Annotated in this window: 13 protein-coding genes; 2 read left to right on the top strand and 11 right to left on the bottom strand. The window is 70.1% G+C overall.

What is annotated here, in order from left to right; translation table 11 throughout:
- Positions 1-720: 720 nt before the first annotated feature.
- The 6 genes from BN1056_RS08300 to valS all read right to left on the bottom strand — a co-directional run bounded on the left by BN1056_RS08300 (position 721) and on the right by valS (position 13,241).
- The gene (locus BN1056_RS08300) at positions 721-2,106 is read right to left on the bottom strand and encodes a hypothetical protein (RefSeq protein ID WP_210580326.1); all 1,386 of its coding nucleotides are present in this window, start codon (positions 2,104-2,106) and stop codon (positions 721-723) included.
- 110 nt (positions 2,107-2,216) lie between these two features.
- On the bottom strand, positions 2,217-4,187 hold the full coding sequence (locus BN1056_RS08295; protein ID WP_210580325.1) for an AMP-dependent synthetase/ligase: 1,971 nt from the start codon (positions 4,185-4,187) through the stop codon (positions 2,217-2,219).
- 129 nt (positions 4,188-4,316) lie between these two features.
- Entirely contained in the window at positions 4,317-6,155 is a 1,839-nt protein-coding gene (locus BN1056_RS08290) for an AMP-dependent synthetase/ligase (protein ID WP_210580401.1), read from the bottom strand.
- Positions 6,156-6,244: 89 nt separating this feature from the next.
- Positions 6,245-8,128: an AMP-dependent synthetase/ligase gene (locus BN1056_RS08285; RefSeq protein WP_210580399.1), complete on the bottom strand. Its 1,884-nt coding sequence runs from the start codon at positions 8,126-8,128 to the stop codon at positions 6,245-6,247.
- Positions 8,129-8,323: 195 nt separating this feature from the next.
- Positions 8,324-10,234: an AMP-dependent synthetase/ligase gene (locus BN1056_RS08280; protein WP_210580323.1), complete on the bottom strand. Its 1,911-nt coding sequence runs from the start codon at positions 10,232-10,234 to the stop codon at positions 8,324-8,326.
- Positions 10,235-10,418: 184 nt separating this feature from the next.
- A complete protein-coding gene (valS, locus tag BN1056_RS08275; RefSeq protein WP_210580322.1) occupies positions 10,419-13,241 on the bottom strand; it encodes a valine--tRNA ligase in 2,823 nt (940 codons plus the stop codon).
- A 243-nt stretch (positions 13,242-13,484) separates the two neighbouring features.
- On the opposite strand from valS, the gene BN1056_RS08270 reads away from it, so the two are divergent.
- Positions 13,485-14,075, top strand: a complete 591-nt coding sequence (locus tag BN1056_RS08270) for a hypothetical protein (RefSeq protein ID WP_210580321.1) — start codon at positions 13,485-13,487, stop codon at positions 14,073-14,075.
- Here the strand turns inward: BN1056_RS08270 and BN1056_RS08265 are convergent.
- The 3 genes from BN1056_RS08265 to BN1056_RS08255 are packed head-to-tail and all read right to left on the bottom strand — an operon-like array spanning position 13,965 to position 17,758.
- On the bottom strand, positions 13,965-14,576 hold the full coding sequence (locus tag BN1056_RS08265) for a Wzz/FepE/Etk N-terminal domain-containing protein (protein ID WP_210580320.1): 612 nt from the start codon (positions 14,574-14,576) through the stop codon (positions 13,965-13,967). The genes BN1056_RS08270 and BN1056_RS08265 overlap by 111 nt on opposite strands.
- Before the next feature lie 45 nt (positions 14,577-14,621).
- Positions 14,622-15,845, bottom strand: a complete 1,224-nt coding sequence (locus BN1056_RS08260) for a DegT/DnrJ/EryC1/StrS family aminotransferase (protein ID WP_210580319.1) — start codon at positions 15,843-15,845, stop codon at positions 14,622-14,624.
- Positions 15,842-17,758 carry a polysaccharide biosynthesis protein gene (locus BN1056_RS08255; protein WP_210580318.1) on the bottom strand — a complete coding sequence of 639 codons (1,917 nt, stop codon included), beginning with the start codon at positions 17,756-17,758 and terminating at the stop codon, positions 15,842-15,844. Before BN1056_RS08255 ends, BN1056_RS08260 begins: the two co-directional genes overlap by 4 nt.
- Positions 17,759-18,040: 282 nt before the next feature.
- Here BN1056_RS08255 and BN1056_RS08250 point away from each other — a divergent pair, with 282 nt between their 5' ends.
- Positions 18,041-19,489 (top strand): lipopolysaccharide biosynthesis protein, encoded by a 1,449-nt coding sequence (locus BN1056_RS08250; protein WP_210580317.1) that lies wholly within the window; start codon positions 18,041-18,043, stop codon positions 19,487-19,489.
- Between the two features lie 359 nt (positions 19,490-19,848).
- On the opposite strand, the gene BN1056_RS08245 is transcribed toward BN1056_RS08250, so the two are convergent.
- Together BN1056_RS08245 and BN1056_RS08240 are read right to left on the bottom strand one after the other, a co-directional pair.
- The gene (locus BN1056_RS08245; RefSeq protein WP_210580316.1) at positions 19,849-21,450 is read right to left on the bottom strand and encodes an O-antigen polysaccharide polymerase Wzy family protein; all 1,602 of its coding nucleotides are present in this window, start codon (positions 21,448-21,450) and stop codon (positions 19,849-19,851) included.
- On the bottom strand, positions 21,447-22,547 hold a 1,101-nt coding region (locus BN1056_RS08240; protein WP_210580314.1), incomplete at its 5' end, for a glycosyltransferase. The genes BN1056_RS08240 and BN1056_RS08245, both read right to left, overlap by 4 nt.

Raw genomic sequence — 22,547 nt, 5'->3', positions numbered from 1 at the left:
CCGGGTTGAAGCACCACGTTCGCGTCGATGACCCGTTATGTGCCCGGTGGTGGTGACGCTCACTCCGCCCCTATGTATGTGTTGCACGACCCGGGGCCGCGTTCCACGACCTTGGTGTGTGTTGCACGACCACCCCGGGGTCGTGGAATGCGCACCAGGGTCGTGCAGTGTCGCCCAGGGTCGTGCAAAGACACCGCCCCGCGGGCCGCCGGTCCAAAGCACGAGCTCTGGGCGTGGGCGTGGTGTCGACGATCAGATTCTGGTTGGTGTGGTGCGGGAGAATCCGGGCGAACATGGTCTGGCGGGTGATTCCGGGGCAGTGCTCGACACTCGCGGGTATACGGGTAAGCGTGCGGACTGGTGGGAACACGGCCCCTGCGGGCAAGACTCTGCCCGATCTGGCAGACCCCGATGAAGAGATTCGGACGCACGGCGTCCGGATCACAGCGTTGAACGTGCACCGGGCGCAGCCCGACCGCCACCGCGCCGCACCCAGTCGCGCCGGGTGGGGCCGAGCAGGCGGTGCTGGGCGAGCTCATCGACTGGGAGACCGGCAGCCACTCCCAGGCCGACCAGGCCGGCGGCAGAGGCAGGACGTTTCGCTGCCACCTCGCCTCATACCAGGGGCAAGCCCCCTACGGCGGTCCAAACAGAGAATGGCGGTCCAAACCGGGCCGGATGCGCAGCCGCTCATCGGCGCGCGTCCGGCCCGGCGGGGTCCTACTCGGCGCCGGGCGCGTAGCCCGTCGCCTCCCCGCTGCTCGGGTCGTAGCCGACGATCAGCTTGGAACTAAGCAGGTAGAACTGGTCCGCGCCGAACTCGTTTTCCCCCAGGCTGATCAGCTTCCCGTCCGCGGTGGTCCACAAGCCGCGCAGTGAGATAGTCGAAGCCTTCTGCATAGGGGAGGAATCGGTCAGCATGACCAGTGAGTCGTCATCGGAGATGAGCAGATACGGCGTGTAGTCGTCGAAGCTGCACTGCCAGTCCTCCTGCGTGGTGGCGAGTTCCTTGCCGTCCACCAGAAAGGCGGTCGTGCACGTGGCGTAGTCGTAGTCCGTCCTGACCTGGGCGCGGGCCCAGCTGACGTCGCCGTCGGTGGCCATCTTCCGAAACTGTGCAGCTGTAATGTGCGGGGCTTCGAACAGGTACGCCGCCCCCAGTGCTTCCTCGTTGTCTCCGCCGTCAAAGCTGCTTGTCTCCGCACCGGTGGGCGACAGCACCGTGAACCGCCCCGTGTCGTAGTCGATCTTCCCCCAGCCGTCGGACAGAGCAGTGATGTCCTGGTGGTCGTTGAGTTCGAAGTCGATCGTGTCACCGGTGGCGAGGTTGAGCGCGTGGTTGGTGGAGACGCGTACGTAGGTGACCTGGTCGTCCTGGTAGACGGTCGCCGGGTTCGGATACGCGCTGGACAGATCGGTGAAGATCTCATCGGATTCGGCGATGCTCGTCTCCCACAGGGAGGCGTTCGGGTTGTCGGCAGACCAGCCGGTGCAGGAGCCGTCGTAATCACATAGGAAGGCGTAGTCGTCTAGGAAGTGCAGGAGATCGGTGGAGTCCCACGCTGCGGTGTAGGCGCCGCCGTCGGACGGGTTCAGCAGGGTGGTGCCGACGACGAGGTAGTCGCCCCAGTACTCGAAACGGTAGTTATCGGCGTCGGTATCCACCCGTGTGCTCCACTGCTGCTGCGGGGTTCCGGCGGCGGTGTCGTAGGCGGTGACGGTCCAGACGCCCAGGGAGTCGGTGGGGGAGGCGACGACGAGCTGACTGCCGTTGCCGCGAATGTAGGAGTCAGGCTCCAGTTCCAGGGACCAGCTCTGGTGTGAGCCTTCCGCCCAGTCGGCGGAGACGCCCGCGGCGGCAGTGCCGTTGCCGGCCGCGCCGCGGGAACGCAGGAGCGCGCTGACGCCGACTCCGGCGGCCACCAGGAGGACGACGCCCAAGACCGCCCCGATGATCAGCGGCTTGCGGTTCTTCTTGGCCGACGGCCCTGCGGGCGCGGGCGCCGCGGGATAGAAGCCGTACCCGGCCGGGGGCGGCCCTTGGGGAGTGGGCTGCGCTGCGGCGGCGGGATCGCCATAGGGCTGTGAGGGTATGGGGGTACTCATGCGCAAATTGTATCGGGGTGAAATAAACGGGAATGATCGTCTCGATTTGTGAGCGGCCGGGGTGATCCCCGTGGCCTGTGTGTCCTGCCCGAGTACGGTGTATGTCCGCGTCAGGGCCGGGCGTAGAGGGCGTCGATCTCGGGTGCGAAGCGCTTGAGCGCCACCTCCCGGCGGATCTTGAGCGACGGCGTGAGCAGCCCGTTGGCCACCGTGAAGTCTCCCGGCAGCACCGTGAAGGTGCGGATCGACTCGGCGCGGGACACCGCCCGGTTGGCGTCGGCAACGGCATCCGCGATCACCTGGTGCACGTGCGGATCCTGTGCGGCTTGGGCCGGCGTCATCTCCGCCAGCCCCTGGTGGTGCAGCCACAGCGGCAGCATTTCGGCGTCCAGGGTGATCAGGGCGCCGATGCAGGGACGCCCGTCGCCCACCACCAGTACCTGGTCTATGAGCGGGTGCCGGCCGAGCCGGTCCTCCAGGACGGCGGGCGAGACATTCTTCCCACCGGCGGTGACGATGAGTTCCTTCTTGCGGCCGGTGATGTGCAGCAGTCCCTCGGCGTCGATCGTCCCCAGGTCCCCGGAGCGGAACCAATGCTCGGGCGGCAGGCCGGGCCAGGCGGGCTCGTCGTCGGCGAAGGCGGCGGCCGTCGCCTCCGGGTTGTTGTGGTAGGCGCGGAACAGGCCCACCCCGGAGATGAGGATCTCGCCGTCGGCGGCGATGCGGACGGCACTGCCCGTCAACGGCACCCCAACCGTGCCGATGTGCTGACCGTCCGGAGGGTTCAGCGTGCAGGGGGCCGCGGTCTCCGTCAGCCCGTAACCCTCGAGGATGGTGACGCCGGCGCCGCGGAAGAAGTGGCCGAGTTCCTCGCCCAGGGGCCCGCCGCCGCAGATCACGTACTCGATGGCTCCGCCGAACAGGCGCCGCAGCCGGTTGTAGACGAGGGGCGTGTACAGGGCCCGGCGGGCCCGCAGGGCGGCGGAGGGCCCGCCGGGTGCGTCCAGGGCGCGCGAGTAGGCGACGGCGGCGCGCACGGCGCGGCGGAAGACCAGGTGCCTCGCGCCGGTGGCGCGGGTGTCGGCGGCATTGAAGATCTTCTCGAACACGCGTGGCACGGCCAGGAAGAAGGTCGGTTTGAAGGCGGCGAAGTCCTCCAGGAGGTGGCGGGTGTCCGGGGACAGGCCGATCACCCCGTGGGGCGAGCACACGATGGCGACCATGATGTAGCGGCCCAACACGTGCGCCATGGGCAGGAACAGGAAATTGCGCACCGCGCCGTCGCGGATGATCTGCGGCAGGAACTCGATGGAGTTCAGACTCAAGTGAACGAGGTTGCCGTGGGTCAGCTCGGTGCCCTTGGGGGAACCGGTGGTACCTGAGGTGTACACGATCGTGGCGAGGTCGTCCGCGGTCAGGGCGTCGGCGCGTGCATCGACGGCGGACGCCGGGAGCTGTGCCCCGGCGGCGATCAGCCTCCCAATGGCGTCCTGTTGAAGACTCAGCACCGTCAGGCCGCTCAACTCCGGGGCGTCGCGGGCCAGGGAGCACAACATGTCGGTCATCGGTGCCGTCTCGGCCACGACCAGCCGCACGCCGGCGTCGGTGAGGATCCAGTGGGCCTGCGCCGGGGAGGAGGTCTCGTAGATCGGCACGGAGACGAGGCCGGCCTCCCAGGCGGCGAAGTCCAGCAGCATCCACTCATAGCGGGTGTGGGACATGATGGCGATCCGGTCCCCGGCCTGCAGACCCTGCGCGATGTAGCCGGCCGCGACTTGTCGCACCCGTGCGCGGAAGGCGGCTGCGTCCTGCTCCCGCCAGTCGGCGCTCCCCTCCGCGTGGTAGGCGACCAGCGGCAGGTCGGGGGTGGCGCGCGCCCGGCGGGCGAGCGCCCAGGGGGTGGTCATGCAGGACTCCAGGGGAACCTGCACCGGGCTGCGCGTCTCCGGACGCCCATCCGGCAGTGCGCGGAAAACCGTCGCTGGACCGGAGTGTGGAGCCGCCACCGTGAACTCCGTCCCCGGGGTGAATCGACCCTGCTCCCGGGACTCCGCGAACGGTTCCTCAACACCTGTGCTCATGTCGCGCTCCTTCGCACCATCCATTGTGCGAAGGCGGGCGGCGGAAAGCAAAGCGGCGGGCGAGCGCGGCCCGGCGGCGTTTCGGGGTATTCGGACAGTCGTCACCCCACCCGCGGTACGCCGATGGGCTCACACCCGGGTGTAGAGCTCGTCGATCTCCTTGGCGAAGCGCTTGGTGGCCTCGTCCCGCCGCACCTTCAGCGACGGGGTGAGCAGCCCGTTGGCCTCGGTGAAGTCTCCCGGCAGCACCGTGAAGGTGCGGATGGACTCCGCCCGGGAGACCGCCTCGTTGGCACGGGCCACGGCCCGCTCCAGGGCCGCACGCACGCGCGGGTCCTGGGCGGCGTCGATCGGGTCCATGTCCGGCAGGCCGTGACTGGACAGCCACAGCGGCAGCATCTCCGCGTCCAGGGTCACCAGGGCCCCGATACAGGGCCGATTCTCCCCGACCACCAGCACCTGGCTGACCAGCGGGTGGCCGCGCAGCCGGTCCTCGAGCACGGCGGGCGCGACGTTCTTACCGCCGGCGGTGACGATGAGTTCCTTCTTGCGGCCGGTGATGTGCAGGAAGCCGTCGGCGTCCAGGGTGCCGATGTCCCCGCTGCGCAGCCACCGGGTGCCGCTCGCACCCGCTGCCTTCGCCGACGCCGGGTCCGTGCCGGCGGTCTGCGCGGGCGCGGCATCGGGCAGTGTCACGAACGCCTCGGCGCTCGCCTCGGGGTTGTTGTGGTAACCGCGGAAGACGCCGATGCCGCTGATCAGCACCTCGCCGTCGGCGTCCAGGCGGACGGCGGTGCCCGGCAGCGGCAGGCCGACCGAGCCGATGCGGGTGGCGGCCGGCAGGTTCACCGTGCAGGGGGCCGAGGTCTCCGTGAGCCCGTATCCCTCCAACACCGTCACCCCGGCGCCACGGTAGAAGTGGCCCAGCCGCTCACCCAGCGGGCCGCCGCCGGAGATCACATGCGTGACGCGTCCGCCGAGCAGGTTGCGCAGCGTGGAGAACACCAGTCGGTCGAAGGCGGCGCGCTGGGCACGCAGGCCGCGGCTCGGTCCGGCGGGCGTGTCCAGGGCGCGGGAGTAGGCGATCGCCGTCTTGGCGGCCAGGCGGAACACCTTCTGCTTGGCGCCGGTGGCGCGGGCGTCGGCCGCGTTGTAGATCTTCTCGAAGACGCGCGGCACCGCGGGCACGAAGGTCGGTCGGAAGGAGGCCAGGTCGGTGACCAGGTTCTTCACATTGGGGGCGTGCCCCAGCACGCCGGCCGAGGAGCACACGATCGCCATCTCCACGAACCGGCCCAGTACGTGCGCCAGGGGTAGGAACAGCAGCGTGCGCGTCTCGGGCGCCTCCAGCACCTCGGGCACGTGCGCACAGGCGTTGACGCACAGGTGGACCAGGTTGTCGTGGGTGAGCTCGGCGCCCTTGGGGCGGCCGGTGGTGCCGGAGGTGTAGACGATGGTGGCCAGGTCGGTGCTGGTCAGCTGGGCGGCGCGGGCGTCCAGCTCGGCGGCGCGCACGTCCTTGCCGGCGGTGATGAGCTCGGTGATGGCCTCCCGAGCCAGGCTCAGCACGCGCAGGCCGGCCAACGCCGGGTCTTGGTCGGCCAGCGCCGTCAGCATGGTCTCCATGGGCTGGTCCTCGACGACCACCAGCCGTACGGCGGCGTCGGTGAGGATCCAGCGGGTCTGCTCGGCGGAGGAGGTCTCATAGATGGGGACGACGACGAGGCCGGCCTCCCAGGCGGCGAAGTCCAGCAGCGTCCACTCGTAGCAGGTGTGCGCCATGATGCCGAGCGCGTCGCCGGCCTCCAGGCCGAGGGCGATCAGTCCGGAGGCCACCTCCCGCACCTGGTCGCGGAAGGCCTGCGCGGACATGTCGCGCCAGCGCCCGCCCACGGAGGACTTGCGGGCGATCAGCGCGCCGGTGGGGTTGGTGCGCACCCGCTCGGCCAGCGCCCACGGCGCCGTCATGGCGGCGTGCAGCGGCACCAGCAGCGGTGTCGAGTGCTCACGCGGGGAGGCGGTGGGCGCGCCCGCCTCGGCGGAGTTGGTTTCCTGGCTCACTCCTGCGGCCCCTTCTTGGTGGTGGAGTAGATGTCGGCGATTGTGTCAGCGTAGGTCTCCATCACCAGGGAGCGCTTGACCTTCAATGAGGGGGTCAGCAGCCCGTTGGCCTCGGTGAAGTCGGAGGTGAGCACCCGGTAGGTGCGAATCGACTCGGCGCGGGACACCGCCCGGTTGGTGCGTGCCACTGCCCGGTCCAGGGCGGCCAGCACCTGCGGGTGGGTGGAGGCGGTAGTCACGTCCATCTCCGGCAGGTTGTGGTTGGCCAGCCACTGCGGCAGCATCTCCTTGTCCAGGGTGACCAGGGCGGAGATGAAGGGCTCGCCGTCGCCAATCACCAGGACCTGGCTGACCAACGGGTGGCCGCGCAGTCGGTCCTCCAGAATGTTGGGGGCCACGTTCTTGCCACCGGCGGTGACGATGAGCTCCTTCTTGCGGCCGGTGATGCGTACCCAGCCGTCGGCGTCCACGGAGCCGATGTCGCCGGTGCGGAACCAGCCGTCGTCGGTGAAGGCCTCGGCGGTCGCCTCGGGGTTGTTGTGGTAGCGGGAGAAGACACCCAGGCCGGTGACCTCGAGCTCGCCGTCGGCGCCGACTCGCACCCGGTTGCCGCACACGGGTGGGCCGACGGTGCCGATCTTGTTGCGGATGTCCAGGTTGACGGCGGTGGGGCCAATCGTCTCGGTCAGGCCGTAGCCCTCCAGGATGACCAGGCCGATACCCCGGTAGAAGTGCCCCAGCCGTTCGCCCAGCGGCCCGCCGCCGGAGATGGCGTAGCGGGCGTTGGGTCCCAGGAGGGCACGGATGGTGCGGTATACCAGCTGGTCGGCCAGGGCGTGCGCGGCCCGCAGCTGCCGGGAGGGCCCCTCGGGGGTGTCCAGGGCGCGGGAGTAGGCGATTGCCACCTTGGCCGCCCAGCGGAAGGTCCGCAGCTTGACGCCGGAGCCGGCCTTGGCATCGGCGGCGTTGTAGATCTTCTCCATTACCCGCGGTACCGCCAGTACGTAGGAGGGGGCGAAGCCCTGCAGGTCGGGCAGCAGAGTCTTGACGTCGGGGGTGTGGCCGAGCACGCCGTTGCCGGCGATGGCCAGCAGCTGCAGGAAGCGTGCGTAGGCGTGGGCCAGGGGCAGGAACAGGAGCAGGCGCGTGTCGGGGGAGTTGAGCAGCTCCGGGATCCAGCGCACCCCGTTCCAGCCCAGGCCGGCGGCCTGTCGGTGGGTGATCTCCACGCCCTTGGGGCGCCCGGTGGTACCGGAGGTGTAGATGATCGAGTAGACGTCATCGCAGGTCAGCGCGGCCGAACGGGACTCCAGCTCCTCGCGGAGCACGCCCCGACCGGCCTCGACGATGGTGGAGATGGCGTCATGGTCCAGGGACAGCACCTTCACCGCCGCGTCGGGCTGGGCGGACGCGTATGCGGCCGCGGCCCCCCGCACCAGCTCCGCCAGGACGGCGCTTTCGGTCACCACCAGCCGAACGTCGGCGTCGGCCAGAATCCACTCCACCTGCTCGGCGGAGTCCGTCTCATAGATGGGCACCGACACCAGGCCGGCCCGGGCGATCGCCATGTCCAGCAGCGTCCACTCGTAAGAGGTGTGCGCCATGATGCCCACCGAGGCTCCGGGCTCCAGGCCCATTCCGATCAGCCCGGAGGCGACCCGGGCGACGTCCTCACCGAAGGTGCGGGCGGTCACCTTTACCCACGAGTTGCCCAGCTGCGTCTTGCGCTCGATCAGGGTGGCGTTGGGTGTGCGGGCGATGCGGTCGGCCAGCAGCCACGGGACTGTCCAATCCGACTCCGGCTCCTTGATCAGCGGGCTGACGGCGACGCCGTCGACGGCGGTGGGGCTGCCCGCCTCGGAGGGGACGCCGGTGGACATGGGTGCGGAGGATTGTGGGGCCACTGCAACATTCTTTCAGGTCGAGCGCCGGTTGTGCGCGGATTGGAGCGACGAAACCAGCTGCCGGAATTGGAGAAAACCTCCAGGTGATGGATGGGAGAAGGGGCGAGTCGGCCGCGGTGCGACGGGGGCCGGCGTGACCGGCACCCCGCCGGGCGCGCGGATCGGTGCCCGTCAGGACTGCACGCCCGCCGGCCCGCCGTAGATGGCGTCGATGTCGGCGGCGAAGTGCTTCAGGGCCGCACTGCGGCGTACCTTCAGCGATGGGGTGAGTAGGCCGTTGGCCTCGGTGAAGTCGTCCGTGAGCACCCGGATCTTGCGGATCGACTCGGCCCGGGAGACGTGCTTGTTGGCGCGGTCCACGGCCCGGTTCAGCGCCGCCAGCACCTGCGGGTGGACGGCGGCCTCGGCCACGGTCATGGGCTCCAGATCGTGCGTGCGCAGCCAGGTCGGCAGCATCTCGGCGTCCAGTGTGATCAGGGCGGCCACGAACGGCCGCTGCTCGCCGACCACCACCACCTGGCTGATCAGCGGGTGGCCGCGCAGGGAGTCCTCCAGCGCCGCCGGAGAGACGTTCTTACCGCCGGCGGTGACGATGACGTCCTTGGCGCGCCCGGTGATGGTCACGTAGCCGTCCCGGTCCAGTGAGCCCAGGTCGCCGGTGCGGAACCAGCCATCGTCGGTGAATGCGGCGGCGGTGGCCTCCGGGTCGTGGTGGTAGCCCTGGAACACGGACGGGCCCTTGAGCAGAATCTCGCCCTCGGACGAGATGCGCACCGCCATGGGCGGCAGCGGCGGGCCGACGGTGCCGATCTTGGACAGCCGCGGCGTGTTCACGGCGATCGGGCCGACCGTCTCGGTCAGCCCGTAGCCCTCCAGCACCGGGATGCCCAGGCCCCGGTAGAAGTGGGCCAGGCGGGTGGACAGGGGAGCGCCACCGGAGATGATCCAGTCGGCGTTGCCACCCACCAGGGTGCGGATGCGCTGGTAGACCAGCCGGTCGGCCGCGGCGCGCTGGGCGCGCAGGGCACGGGACGGCCCGGCCGGGGTGTCCTGCGCCCGGGAGTACTCGACCGCGACCTTCGCGGCCCAGCGGAAGATCCGTCGGGCGCCGCCGCCTCCCGCCTGCGCGTCGGCGGAGTTGTAGATCTTCTCCAGCACCCGGGGGACCACCAGCAGGTAGGAGGGGCGGAATGAGGCCAGGTCCGACAGCAGGTTATTGGTGTCGGGCGCGTGTCCCATGACCCCCTCGCCGGAGATCTGGAAGACCTCCAGGAAGCGGGCGAACACGTGTGCCAGCGGCAGGAACAACAACAGCCGCGAACCCCGCCCCATGCCGATCTCCGGCATCCACAGGTGCGCGTTGGAGCACAGGTTGGTGAAATTGCCGTGTGACAGGACCGTGCCCTTGGGCGAGCCGGTGGTCCCGGAGGTGTACACGATGGTGGCGATGGACTCGGTGGTCAGGGAGTCGGTGCGCGTGCGCACCTGCTCGCGGGACACGTCCCGGCCGGCCTCGGTGATGGTGTGCAGGGCGCCGGTGTCCAGGGACAGGACCTCCAGGCCGTCCTGGTTCAGCGAGGCCGCGGCCGCCCGCACCAGCTCCGCGGTGGTGATGGTCTCGGCGATCACCAGGCGGGCGTCGGCGTCGGCCAGCACGTAGGCGATCTGCTCGGCGGAACTGGTCTCGTAGATGGGGACGGGCACGAGCGCCGCCGTCCAGCAGGCGAAGTCCAGCAGCGTCCACTCGTACCGGGTGCGGGACATGATGGCGACCCGGTCGCCGGGCTCGAGTCCCATACCGATCAGGCCCGCGGCAACCGAGAGCACGTCGTCGTAGAACTCCTGGGCGGTCATGTTGCGCCAGGTCTCGCCGATCTCCTGCTTGCGTGCGATCAGCGGGCGGGCGGCGGAGCGGCGCACGCGGTCTTGAAGCATGGAGGGGATGGTGGTGTGCTCGTCGATGCGGATGAGCGTGGGCGCCTGCCACTCGAGGGCGTGCCCGGGCCGACCACCGGTCGGGGCGGGATTGGCGGAGCTGGCCCCATCTGCTTGGGAGGCGGGTTCCACGGGGGTGGAGGTCATGGTTTCTTCTTCCTCGAGCCGGGGCGGCACAACGACACGGGATGGGGCACGCGCGCTCACGGCTTCGGTTATGGATTACTCACCATACCGCCGGCGGGGGCCGGCTGCGCGCATTCGAGTCGTCCCGCTCCAGGCACGAGTGCGCCGTCGGACCCGGGCGACTCCGGGCCCGACGGCGCTCGGGTCAGCGGCGCTTGGCCGGCTTGGCCGGGGGCTCCCCGAGCTCGACCGCGACCACCTGTACCGGCGCGGCGGCGTCGGCGGCGGCAGGGGCCAGCGTGAGCTCCCCGGTGACCTTGGCGGCCTCCACCAGGTCCGCGCGCACTGTCTCGACGGCGGGGGTCGCCGGCGCGGCCACGGCCAGGGTCACCGCCAGAATCGGCGTCTTCTGGCTGGTCTTGGCCTCCGACTTCACCTTGCGCAGGGCCGCCAGGGCGGCACCGGCGTGGGCGACCAACTCGGCGTCGGCGTCGCCGGCCGCCTCGCGCAGCGGTGCGGCGACGGGCCAGTTGGTCCGGTGCACGGAGCCGGTGCGGTACCAGCTCCACACCTCCTCGGTCGCGAAGGGCAGGAATGGGGCGAACAGGCGCACGAAGGTGTCCACGGCGAGGGCCAGGGTGGTGCGGGCGCTGCGTACCGCGGCCGGGTCGTGGGAGCCGCCCGCGTCGTTGGCACGGTCCTTGACCAGCTCGATGTAGTCGTCGCAGAAGGTCCAGAACAGCGACTCGGTGGCCTCCAGAGCGCGGGAGTGCTCGAAGCCCTCGAAGGCGGTGGTGGCCGTGTCGACCACATCGGCCAGCGCCGCCAGCAGCGCCCGGTCGATGGGCTCGGTCACCTCGGCCGCGTTCAGGCTCGGGGCGGGGGCGGCCGCCTTGGTGGCCGCGTCGGCGTCCCACGGGATGCCCATGGACAGGGCGAACTTGGAGGCGTTGAGCAGCTTGATGGCCAGGCGGCGGCCGATCTTGATCTGCGTCTCCTCGAAGGCGGCGTCCAGGCCCAGCCGGGCGGAGGCCGCCCAGTAGCGCACGGCGTCGGAGCCGTACTGCTCCAGCAGTCCCATGGGGGTGACCACATTGCCCTTGGACTTGGACATCTTCTTGTGGTCGGAGTCCAGGATCCAGCCCGACAGCCCCGCGTTCGCCCACGGCAGGGCGCCGAACTCCAGGTTCGCGCGCACCACGGAGGTGAACAGCCAGGTGCGGATGATGTCCTGCCCCTGCGGGCGCAGGTCCATGGGGTAGACGCGATCGAACAGGTCCTCGTCGGTGAGCCAGCCGGAGGCCAGCTGCGGGGACAGGGAGGAGGTGGCCCAGGTGTCCATGATGTCCAGCTCGCCGACGAATCCGCCGGGCTTGCCGCGCTGGTCCTCGGTGTAGCCGGCGGGCACGTCACTGGAGGGGTCCACCGGCAGGGCGGACTCCTCGGGGGTGATGACGGCGTCGTAGTCGACCTCGCCGTCCTCGCGCACCCGGTACCACAGCGGGAAGGGCACGCCGAAGAAGCGCTGACGGGAGATCAGCCAGTCGTTGTTGAGGCCCCCCACCCAGTTCTCGTAACGCACCCGCATGAAGTCGGGGTAGAAGTTCAGTTCCTTCCCGCGCTCAAGCAGCTCGTCGGCCAGGTTCTTCCCGGAGGCGGGGTTGGTCCACGCCTTGCCGCCGTTGCGGATGTACCACTGGCGGGAGGTGACGATCTCCAGTGGCTTGTCGCCCTTCTCGAAGAAGTTGGTCTGGCGCACCGTCTTGGTGGGCTCGCCACGCATCTCACCGGAGGCGGTCAGCGCCTCCACCATCACCTGGCGGGCCGAGTAGGTGGTCTTGCCCGCCATGTCCGCGTAGGCCTTGCGGCCGGCGTCGGTGGTGATCCAGTCCGGGGTCTCGGTCTCGATGCGTCCGTCCTTGCGCAGGATGGCCCGCAGCGGCAGGTTCAGGTCCCGCCACCAGTCGATGTCGGTGGTGTCGCCGAAGGTACAGCACATGGCGATGCCGGCGCCCTTGTCCATCTCCGCCTCGGGGTGCGGCAGCACGGGAACCTCCACCCCGAATACGGGGGAGGCCACGGTGGTGCCGAACAGCGGCTGGTAGCGCTCGTCGTCGGGGTGGGCGACCAGGGCCACGCAGGCGGCCAGCAGCTCCGGCCGGGTGGTCTCGATGCACACGTCGGCGGTGCCGTTCGGGCCGGTCTCGATGGGGGCGCCGGCCGCGGCGGCGGTGGCCGCGGCCTGGGGGTCGACGACGTGGAAGGCCAGACGGTGGTAGAAGCCCGGGTATTCGCGCGACTCGATCTCCGCCTGGGCGACGGCGGTGCCGAAGGTGACGTCCCACAGGCCCGGCGCCTGCGCCTGGTAGGCCTCGCCGCGGGCCAGGTTGCGCAGGAAGGCGGTCTGTGCGACCTTGCGGGCGCGCTTCCCAATGGTCTGGTAGTTCTGCTTCCAGTCCACGCTCAGCCCCAGGTGACGCCACAGGGCCTCGAACTGCGCCTCGTCCAGGGCGGTCAGGCGCTCGCACAGTTCCACGAAGTTGCGCCGCGAGATCGGCACCTGGTCGCGGGCCTTGATGGACTTGCCCTCGCCGCCGGTGTGCGGGGGGACGAAGTCGGGGTCGTAGGGCAGGGAGGGGTCGCAGCGCACCCCGAAGTAGTTCTGCACGCGCCGCTCGGTGGGCAGGCCGTTGTCGTCCCAGCCCATGGGGTAGAAGACGGCCTTGCCGCGCATGCGCTGGAAGCGGGCCAGCGTGTCGGTGTGGGTGTAGGAGAACACGTGCCCCACGTGCAGGGATCCGGAGACGGTGGGCGGGGGAGTGTCGATGGAGAAGACCTCATGGCGCTGCGCGCTGCGATCGAAGGCGTAGATGCCGTCCTGCTCCCAGCGCTCCTTCCAGGTCTCCTCCAGCCCATCGGCGTTGACCCTTTCGGGCACGTTGGGGGAGTGGAGCTCGGAGGGCAGGAAGCGGTCCCCGGCCGGGGCGGCGGGCGTGGGCGCAGCGGATTCGGCGGCTGACTCAGACATGTGCCCGATTCTGTCACGGCCGGGCGGGCCCGCCTGCGCCAGCACCCGCGCAGGCCATGTGAGGTGGGCAACCGGCCCGGCGTTCCATTGCGAGCCGGACGCAACCGCGGCTCAGGTGGGCGACGGCGGCCGCCCCCGGGCGGTTAGGGGCCCAGGCAATGGCAGGATGTGCCTCCGGATTACAAGGCGCATGCGAGCCTTCGACTGAGAGGCCGGAACCAGGTGGGTGGGCAGCAAGAACGGATGGATATGGAGCAGGCGGGCAGTTCCCGGGCCGGGGTGAGCGCTACTTTCAATGTGCTGTGGCCGGGCGGCGAGGCCGCCGCTGCGAGCGTGCGCACCACCGTGCTGGAGGCGGCGGCGCTGCTGCGCCGCGTGGGCGTTGACGTGCGCATGCGCATGCCGCGGCCGGGCACGCCGCAAGCGGAGGCGGGCCACCGCTGGGCCGATACGGTGCTGCTCGTCGACGACGCCCACGACCCGGCGGTCCTGCTGGCGCGGCTTGACGCCGTGGCGGCTGCGGCCGAGCAGGTCGTCGTGTACGTGACGGGGCGTGGCCGAACACCGGCCGGCCCGTTGCCGGCGTCGTCGGCGCAGGTAGTGGTGCTGAACTCCCCGGATGAGGCCGCGCTGGCCGCGGCGTGGCTGCCGCTGGCCGAGCGGGGCGCCTCGGCTGAGGCGACGGAATCGGCCGCCGCGGGTGGCGTGGAGCGGTCGCGCCGGCTATTCCGCCCGATTTCGGCGAGGAGCGGGACGAGTGGCGAGGACGAAGGCCACGATCAACCCGGCGATAACGCCGACGACCACGCCGACGGCCGCGTAACGCAGCAGTGAGGGCGTCTGCGTGACCGCGCCGACCTGCGCCGAGCTCAGCAGGGCGAGGCTGACCGGGTAGTCGTCACCGGCCAACGCCCCCAGGTCGTCGGAGGCGTGGGCGACGACGGCGTCCGCAACCGCGATCGCGTCCTCGCGGGAGGGCGCCGACACCTGAATTTCAATGGCGGGGGAGTCGGTTACCCGCGTCGCGGAGACCCAGGAGGCCACCTCGGTCGGGGACTGGCTCAGGCCCAGCTCGTCGATCACCTCCTGGGCCACCGCCGGGGAGGTGATCACCGGCAGGAAGCCGTCGGTGGCGGAGTCGGCGACGGTGGCGGCGTAGGAGTAGCCGGTCATCCCCTCCTCCGGGTCCACCTCCACCTGTACGTACGCCATCGAGCCGGCGGTGTAGGTGGGGTCGGTGGTCGCGGCGACCGCGGCCCCGGCCCCGCCGCCGACGATGCCCAGGACGATGATCCAGACCAGGCCACGGCGCACGAGCGTCATAAGTTCCTGCATTGTTTTCAAATCCTTCCCGTTTTGGGCCGGTAGGTCGGGCGGGTGTCAGGCAGCGGAGGCAGTGCTGCCCGCGGAGTTGTGAGAGATGTGCCGTAGCGAGTCGGCCAGCGCCGCGCACACCCGATCCACATCCGCGTCGCTGAGTGCGAGGTGCAGCGGCAGGGTCAGTTCCCGGGTGTAGAAGGCGTAGGCGTGCGGGAAGTCGGCGACGTCGAAGCCGAGATCGCGGTAGGCGGTCAGCAGGGGCAGCGGCTTGTAGTGCACGTTCGCCGACACGCCCGCCGTGTACAGCTCCTGGATGACCTGGTTGCGTTCGGTGACCCCGGGCACCGGCAGCGTGGCGATCGCCAAGTGGCCGGAGGAGACCACGCCGTCGCCGCCGTGCTCCAGCAGTTGCACGCCGGTGTCGGCCAGGCCCTGCGCGTAGCGGGCCAGGAGCTCGCGGCGCCGCCGCAGGGTATGCTCATAGCGTCCCAGCTGGGACAGTCCCAGTGCGGCCAGCGTGTCCGGCAGGTTGCACTTGTAGGCGGGGGCGATCACGTCGTACTCCCAGGAGGCGCCGCGGGACTTGGCCAGGGCGTCCTTGGTCTGCCCGTGCAGCGAGTAGGTGCGCACCCAGCGGGCCAGCTCCTCGCGGTCGGTGGGCAGGTCGGCGCGCCAGGTCAGGGCCCCGCCCTCCGCCGTCGTGAGGTTCTTGACGGCGTGGAAGGAGAAGGCGGTCAGGTCCGCGAGGGAGCCGGCGGGCGTCCCCTCCAGCGAGGCGCCCAGCGAGTGCGCCGAGTCGGAGATGATGACCGGTCGTCCCAGGGCGGCCCCCAGTCCGGCATCGATCCGGCCCCGCCCGGCCAGGAGCGTGGCCAGGGGGCGCGAGTCGAAGGGGATGCCGGCCAGGTCGACGGTGATCACCGCGCGCGTGCGGTCGGTGACCGCGGCGGCGATGCGTTCCACGCTGGGGAAGGGGGAGCCGGGCTCGGAGTCGACCATGACGATCCGGGCGCCGACGTGGTCGATCACGGAGGCCGACGCCGTGTAGGTGTATGCGGGCACGACCACCTCGTCGCCCGGGCCGGCGCCCGCGGCGCGCAGCGCCAATTCCAGGGCGGCGGTGGCGGAGCTGAGCGCGACCGCGCCGGAGGTGCCGGCCCACTGGGCCAGCTGCTCCTCGAAGCGGCGGCCGACGGGCCCGGAGGTGATCCAGCCCGAGCGCAGCACCTCCACCACCGCGTCGATGTCGTTCTCGGTCAAAGTAGGCGGGGAGAAGGGAATCATCGCAGGGCCTCCGCGGAGTCAGGAACCGGTAGGGCGGTGTCGGTGGGATCGGTGGTGGAGCCGGCGGCGACTCCGGGGGCCGGGCCGGCAGGGGCGGCGGCGTCGGCCGGGGCGCTGTCGGCCCCCGCCAGCGGGTCCTCACCCACCGCCCAGGCGTGCAGCTCCTCCACCTGCGGCGTCGGCTGCGGCTGTACGCGCACGTGACTCACCAGCGGGTGGAACGGGCGCTCACCGTGCTCGGAGTGCGCGACCAGGTCCTCCGACAGCTTCTCGCCGGGGCGCAGCCCGGTGTACTCAATCGGGATGTCCTTGCCGGACTGGGCGATCAGCCGGCGGGCGACGTCGACGATCTTCACCGGCTCGCCCATGTCCAGCACCATGGTGTCGCCGGGGCGGCCGAAGGAACCGGCCTGGAGCACCAGTTGGCAGGCCTCGGGGATGGTCATGAAGAAGCGCTCCACGTCCGGGTGAGTGACCGTGACCGGTCCGCCCTCCTCGATCTGCCGCTTGAAGGTCCAAAGCATGGAGCCGCGCGAGCCCAGCACGTTCCCGAAGCGCACCGAGACGAAGCGCCGACCGCAGTCCAGGGCGGTCGCCGTCGTCATGCGCTCGGCGGCCAGCTTGGTGCGGCCCAGCACGGAGGTGGGATCGGCCGCCTTGTCGGTGGAGATGTTGACCAGCGTCTGCACGTCGTAGCGTCGGGCCAGCTCGATCACGTTGCGCGATCCCAACGCATTGGTCTTCCAACCCTCCTCCGGGTACATCTCCAGCATCGGCAGGTGCTTGAGCGCCGCCGCGTGGAAGACCACCTGCGGGCGGTGCTCGGCGAAGACCGCCTCCAGGGCCGCCCGGTCGCGGATGTCGCACAGCACCATGTCGCGGGTGTCCAGCAGGCCCTTGCCGTAGATGTCCAGCTGCACGGCGTGCAGGGCGGACTCGTCCCGGTCCAGCAGCACCAGCTCCTTGGGGCCGAAACGGTGGATCTGCCGGGCGAGCTCGGAGCCGATCGAGCCGCCGGCTCCGGTGACCAGCACGGTGCGGCCGGAGAGGTAGCCGGCGATCTGGGAGACATCGGTGTGAATCTCGCGGCGGCCGAGCACCTCGGCCAGGTCGATCTCACGGATGTCGGAGATCTGCAGGGCGCGGTGGGCCAGCTGGCGTACCGGCACGATCGTCATCACTCGAATGCCGTGCTCGGCGCAGCTCGTGGTCACCGTCTTGAGCCGGTCGGCGGGGAAATCGGCGACGGCGATCACCACCGTGGAGGCGGACAGCTCGGCGCAAACGTCGATCAGATCGTCTACGCCGCCGCGCACGGGCACGCCCAGGATCCGCAGGTTGCGTTTGGCGGGGTCGTCGTCGACCAGGCCGACCGGGGTGAAGGGGGAGGCGGCGTCGAACTTGGTCAGGTGGATGATCTGCTGGCCCACCCGACCGGCGCCGACCACGACGATGCGGTCCTGGCCGCGGGCGACGCGCTGGTAGTACTGGGAGGTCCGGTAGGTGTTTACCAGCCGTGCCGCGAAGCGGGCCGTGAGCGCGGCCAGGAGCGCCAGTGCGAAGACGGCGGCGAGGGTGAGCGCACGCAGAGGCGTGTCGGTGATCAGCCCCCAGATTGCCGCCACCCCGAACATGACCAGGGCGGATACGCCGAACTGGGTGACGACGGCGGTGACCTCGTCGAAGGAACCGGCTGGGTAACGTCGGCGGTAAGTCAGCAGCCACAAGTAGCCCAGGCACAGGCTGACGACTGCGGCGACGGCGGCGCAGGCCAGCACGCTTAGGGCGGCGGGGGAGGCGAAGGCGTCCCCGTGCAGCCGGCAGGGCACGAACGCGGCGAGCAGCCAGAACAGGGTGTCTAGTACGGGCAGGAGCAGTGTTTGTCGATCAGGGGCGGAAGTGCTTGGTCGCATGAATGGTCACGTACCTCTCGGCTGGAGACCGACCCAGGGATCAGGGCGGCACCCTCGCGACCACGGCAACGTCGAACGCGCTCAGAAAAGTGGTTTCGGCACCGGCGCAACGTCAGGGAAGCGGAACGAGGGACGATTACATTTAAGGCGCAAACGCGATTCTGGTCAAATACCAATCGTTTGACGGACACGGTGTGCGCGGGTCAGCATTGGCAGGTCATCACAGGCCTGTGCCCTGAACCCGTCTGCGCCCTGCAGCGATGACATGTGAGGAGAATCCCTGTGTCCACCGCATCCCCCTCGAGCCGCAGCCTGACCCGGGGCCTGCCCTGGGTCCTGGTCGGCAACGTCCTGTACATGGCTTCGGCGGCCCTGCTCACACTGGTGCTGCCGCGCATCATCTCCGTGGCCGACTACGGTCTGTGGCAGCTGTACCAGCTGTACGTCATGTACTTCGGGTATGTGACCTTCGGCTACACCGATGGCGTCTACCTGCGCCTGGGCGGCCGCCGCTGGGCGGACATGCCCGGGCCACGCCTGTCCGCCGGCCTGATCCGCCTGTTCGCCCTCGACCTGCTGGCCTGCATCGGCCTGGTGGCGTGGGTGTGGGCGGCTGCGCCACCGCAGCAGCGGGGCCTGATCCTGGTGCTGGCCGGGCTGGGCGCCCTGTTCTACGTGCCGCGCACCCTGGTCACCGTGGTGCTGCAGATCGCCGGAAGGGCACGCGCCTTCGCCCTGGGCACGGTGGTGGAGCGGATGGTGACCTTCGTCGGCGTCGGCGGGGCCCTGCTGTTCGGGGTGCGCGCGGTGATTGTGTTTATTGTCTTCGACGTGCTGGGCAAGGCCCTGGGCCTGGTGATCGCGGTGCTCATCGCCCGCGGGGTATTCCTTGCTCGCCCCGATTTGAGCTGGCAGGCCGCTCGGGAGTTCTTCATCGACTGCGGGGCGGGCATGTTCGTGCTGGTGTCCAACCTGGCCGCCGCCCTGATCACCTTCGTTGTGCGCTGGGCGGTGGAGGACCGCTGGGGCATCGAGATGTTCGCCCAGGTGTCCCTGGCGTTCCAGTTCACCACCATGTTCATGGTGCTGGTCAACTCGGTGTCCATCTCCGTGTACCCGCAGCTGAGCAACCTGGACCGCGCCCACTACGCCGACGCCTATGCCACCCTGCGCTCGCGGTTTGTCACGCCGCTGGTGCTCATGCTCGGCCTGTACTTCCCGCTGGCCTGGGTGCTGGGCCTGTGGCTGCCCAACTACGGGCAGGCGATCTTCTTCCTGGCGCTGCTGTTCCCCCTGAGCGTGTACGAGACCAAGAGCAGGGGCCTGTCGGTGGTGTTCCTGAAGGTGATGCGCCGGGAGCGCCTGATGGCGGTCATCAACCTGGCCTGCCTGGGACTGGCCGTGGTGGGCACGTGGTGGACCGTCTACCTGTGGGGCTCGGTGACTGCAGCCGTATTCCTGATTGCGATGGTCTCGGCGGTGCGCTCGATCGCTTCGGAGGTGTTGATCAACCGGCTCATTGGCGTGCCGATTCTGGCCGATACCCTCACCGAGCTACTGGTGTGCGCCGTGTTCCTGGGAGTGGTCGCCGCGGGCGGGCCGCCGCTGGGGCTACTGGCCGTCTACGCCACACTGCTCCTGTACGGCTATGTGCACCGCGACGCGCTGCCGGGTTTGGGTGTCCTGCGCCGCGGTCGGCGCCCCGTCCCCCCTCGCCGAGGTCGGTGGTAGTTACGCACTGAGGTCGGTAGAAGTTACGTGCCGAGGTCGGTTGAAATGGCGGCGGCGTCGGGGAGTCGACGGCCGATGTCAACCATGACGTCGCATGTTGCACCACCTAAAGCTGTCTAACAGACCTCGAACTTGGCGTACCCGGCACAGCCTACCTTCCTCTCAACCGCAATGGGCGGCTCCTCCTGCCGTGGTGCTCAGGTACACGAGATCGGCTTAAAGACACGCGTTTCAGCGGTTTGCGTGTGCAGGGCGCATGTATAGCTCCAGAACTCGTGTTCGTGGTGCCAAACACGTGTTCAAGACGCTGCCCGGGTACGTTGGCAACCACCGCAACGACCGACCTCGGTGCGTAACTTCTACCGAACTCGGGGTGTAACTTCTACCGACCTCGGGGTATTACCGGTGTGGGCTTCGCGCAGCAGGGCGGCGGCCAGGGACAGCACGGTCACGCCGAGAAGCGCCACCAGCACACTGGGCGTCAGCCAGGTGCTCAGGAAGCCGGTGGCACTGCCGCGCGGTGCCCACAGCAGCGTCGGCACGATCACCAGGCGCAGGCCGTTGCGCAGCGGCTGCCCCTTGACCAGGGTGCAGGCCCAGATGCACACGGCGCCATACACGGCTCCGCCCACCAGTACGCCGGCGTAGCCGTAGTCGTAGAAGAGCTCCGCGATGAAGGACGATCCCGTGCCGCGGCCGCTGAGGTACTGCGGCCCCAGCAGCGTGTAGGCGAAGGCGTGGGTGAAGGAACCGCCGTGCAGGGCGTGCGCGACGGTGTTGCCGTGGTAGACCTGGGCGCCGAGCAACCGGGCGGGCAGCCCGGAGTGCAGGAACTCACCGGTGTACCAGTCCTGGGGAATGAAGTCGGCGTAGGTGTAGGCGTTGCGCACCACCGTTGAGCTCACGCCCTGGCCGTACAGCAGCTGCAGGATCGGGTTGCGGCCGGCGGTGTCCGAGGCGACCGCGCCGACGCCGCGCGCAGACTCGACCGCGGCCAAGGCGATCGCGACCAGCGGCACCATGACGACGCCGACGATCCGGCCCGTCCTTCCGATGCGCCAGGTGCCGGGCGGGTCCTGGCGGGCACGCACGATCCAGTAGGCGAGGATGATGACCAGGCCGCCCACGAAGGTGCCGCGCTGCCCGGTCAGCAGACTCAGTGCCAGGTAAACGGCCCAGCCGACGCTGGCGGCCGTGACCTGGCGGCGCGGCGGGAACAGGCCCAGATAGATCGTCAGCACCAGCGGCAGCATGATCTCGATGCGGCGCAGCCCGTACATGGACCCGGAGGCGTCCTCCAGATCGGAGAAGTCCGTGTAATAGGACAGGTAGCCGTTGGCCAGCACGTAGCGGGCCCGCAGCGCCACCGATATCAGCGACAGGACGAGCGTGGCCCAGTACAGGAAGCGCACGATCGACGGGTCCGCCAGCACGGTCGCGCCCTCGGGAACGCCAATGCGAGCGGAGCCGAAGCGCCCGCGGCTGGAGCCGGCGGAACCAGCGCCGCCCACCGCCCGCAGGCGCGACTTCCCTGTGCGCCAGGCAGTCACGGCCAGCGCCCCGGCCAGAATGCCGATCAGGCTCAGCGCCAGGCACAGCTGCAGGTGCGCAGTCTGCCCCGGCGGCGCCTGGCTGGTCTCATAGTGGAAGAAGTCCACCGTGATTTCGCGCCCCAGCAGCAGCAGGAAGAAGGACACCAGGAAGGCCGCCAGGATGGTGCGCTCGGCCATGCGGGCGGCGGCGAACAGCAGCGCGTTCAGCCACAGCAGCAGAATCAGGACCCAGGGAAGCGACGCCTGGGTGGCCAGAGCCAGGGCGAGCGCCGCCAGGTTGCACAGGGTGGCGACCAGCGCCAGCCCGGGGCGGCGCGAGACAGCGCGCTCGACCCGACGGCGTTGGTTGGGCTCGGCGTTCACCGCGTCGCCGGGCGATGGCTGCTGTCCCGGAGCCTGTCCGCTCATGCTCGTCCCTCCTGCGCGGCGGCGCGGGACTCTGTCCCCTCCAGCAGGCCGGACAGCTCCGCGGCGAAGCGGGTGTACAGGGCGTGCGCGTCGCAGCGCTCCTCCCAGGTGCGCCGGGCGCCGGCGCGCAGGTCGGCATAGGCATCCTCATCCAGGCCCGCGATCTGCTCAATGGCGCCCCGCACTTGCGCCGGCGTCGGATCGGCGGGCAACAGAACCCCGTTGACGCCGGTGCGCACCAGCTCGCCGGTGCCGCCCACATCCGTGGCCACCACCGGGATGCCCGCCGACAGCGCCTCCATGATCGACACGGGCACGCCCTCGGAGGCGGAGACATTGACCAGCAGGTGGCGGGGGGAGTGCACGTACTCCTCCACCAGGTCGGCGTTGCGCACGAAGCCCCGCCAGGTGAGGCTCACGTTGGCGGGCAGCTCGGCGTCGGCCTGCGTCTGCAGCTGCTCACGCAGTTCCCCCTCGCCGAAGTGGTCCCACTGGACCGGCAGTTCGGTTCCGGACAGCGCCTCGACCAGCAAGTCCAGGCGCTTGATGGGGACGATGGTCGAGCAGGATACGATCCGCAGCCCCTCCCGGCGGGACGGCACCGCGGCGGGGACACCGTGATCGGTGGTGCCCAGGCGGGCGACGACGGCCTTGTCCGCCGCCTCCGGCTGCCGGTCCAGCAGGTAGCGCAGTCCGTGGTCCGCCACCAGGTAGATGCGGTCCAGGTCGGCCACCGTCTGTGCTCGCAGCGGCAGGTAGCCGCGGGGGGAGTACTCCTCGTACAGGTCCGCGCGGTGGGCTCGCGCCACCGAGGCCGTGCGGCGGAAGCGGCGGCGCAGTCGAGCAGCCATATAGGGCTGATAGGCGAAGCGGTAGGAGTAGAAGACCACCTCGTCGTCCGGGCCCGCCCCGGCCTCCCGGAGAAACCGGGCGACCTGGGCGGACTCGTGGCGGGCGCGGCTGAGGAACACGAACAGGGTGACCACGCGGGAGGGGCTGAGCCGGTGGCGGCGGGCCAGGTCGGCCAGCTCGCGGTACAGGTTGGCGTCGCCCAGCACCGGGAGGGAACCGAGCAGGTAGAACAGGCGGGAGCGGAA

The organism is Actinomyces succiniciruminis, assembly GCF_900002405.1.
Lineage (GTDB): Bacteria > Actinomycetota > Actinomycetes > Actinomycetales > Actinomycetaceae > Actinomyces > Actinomyces succiniciruminis.
The sequence above is the reverse complement of the archived record's forward strand: the minus strand, read 5'-3'. Positions and strand labels throughout refer to the sequence as shown.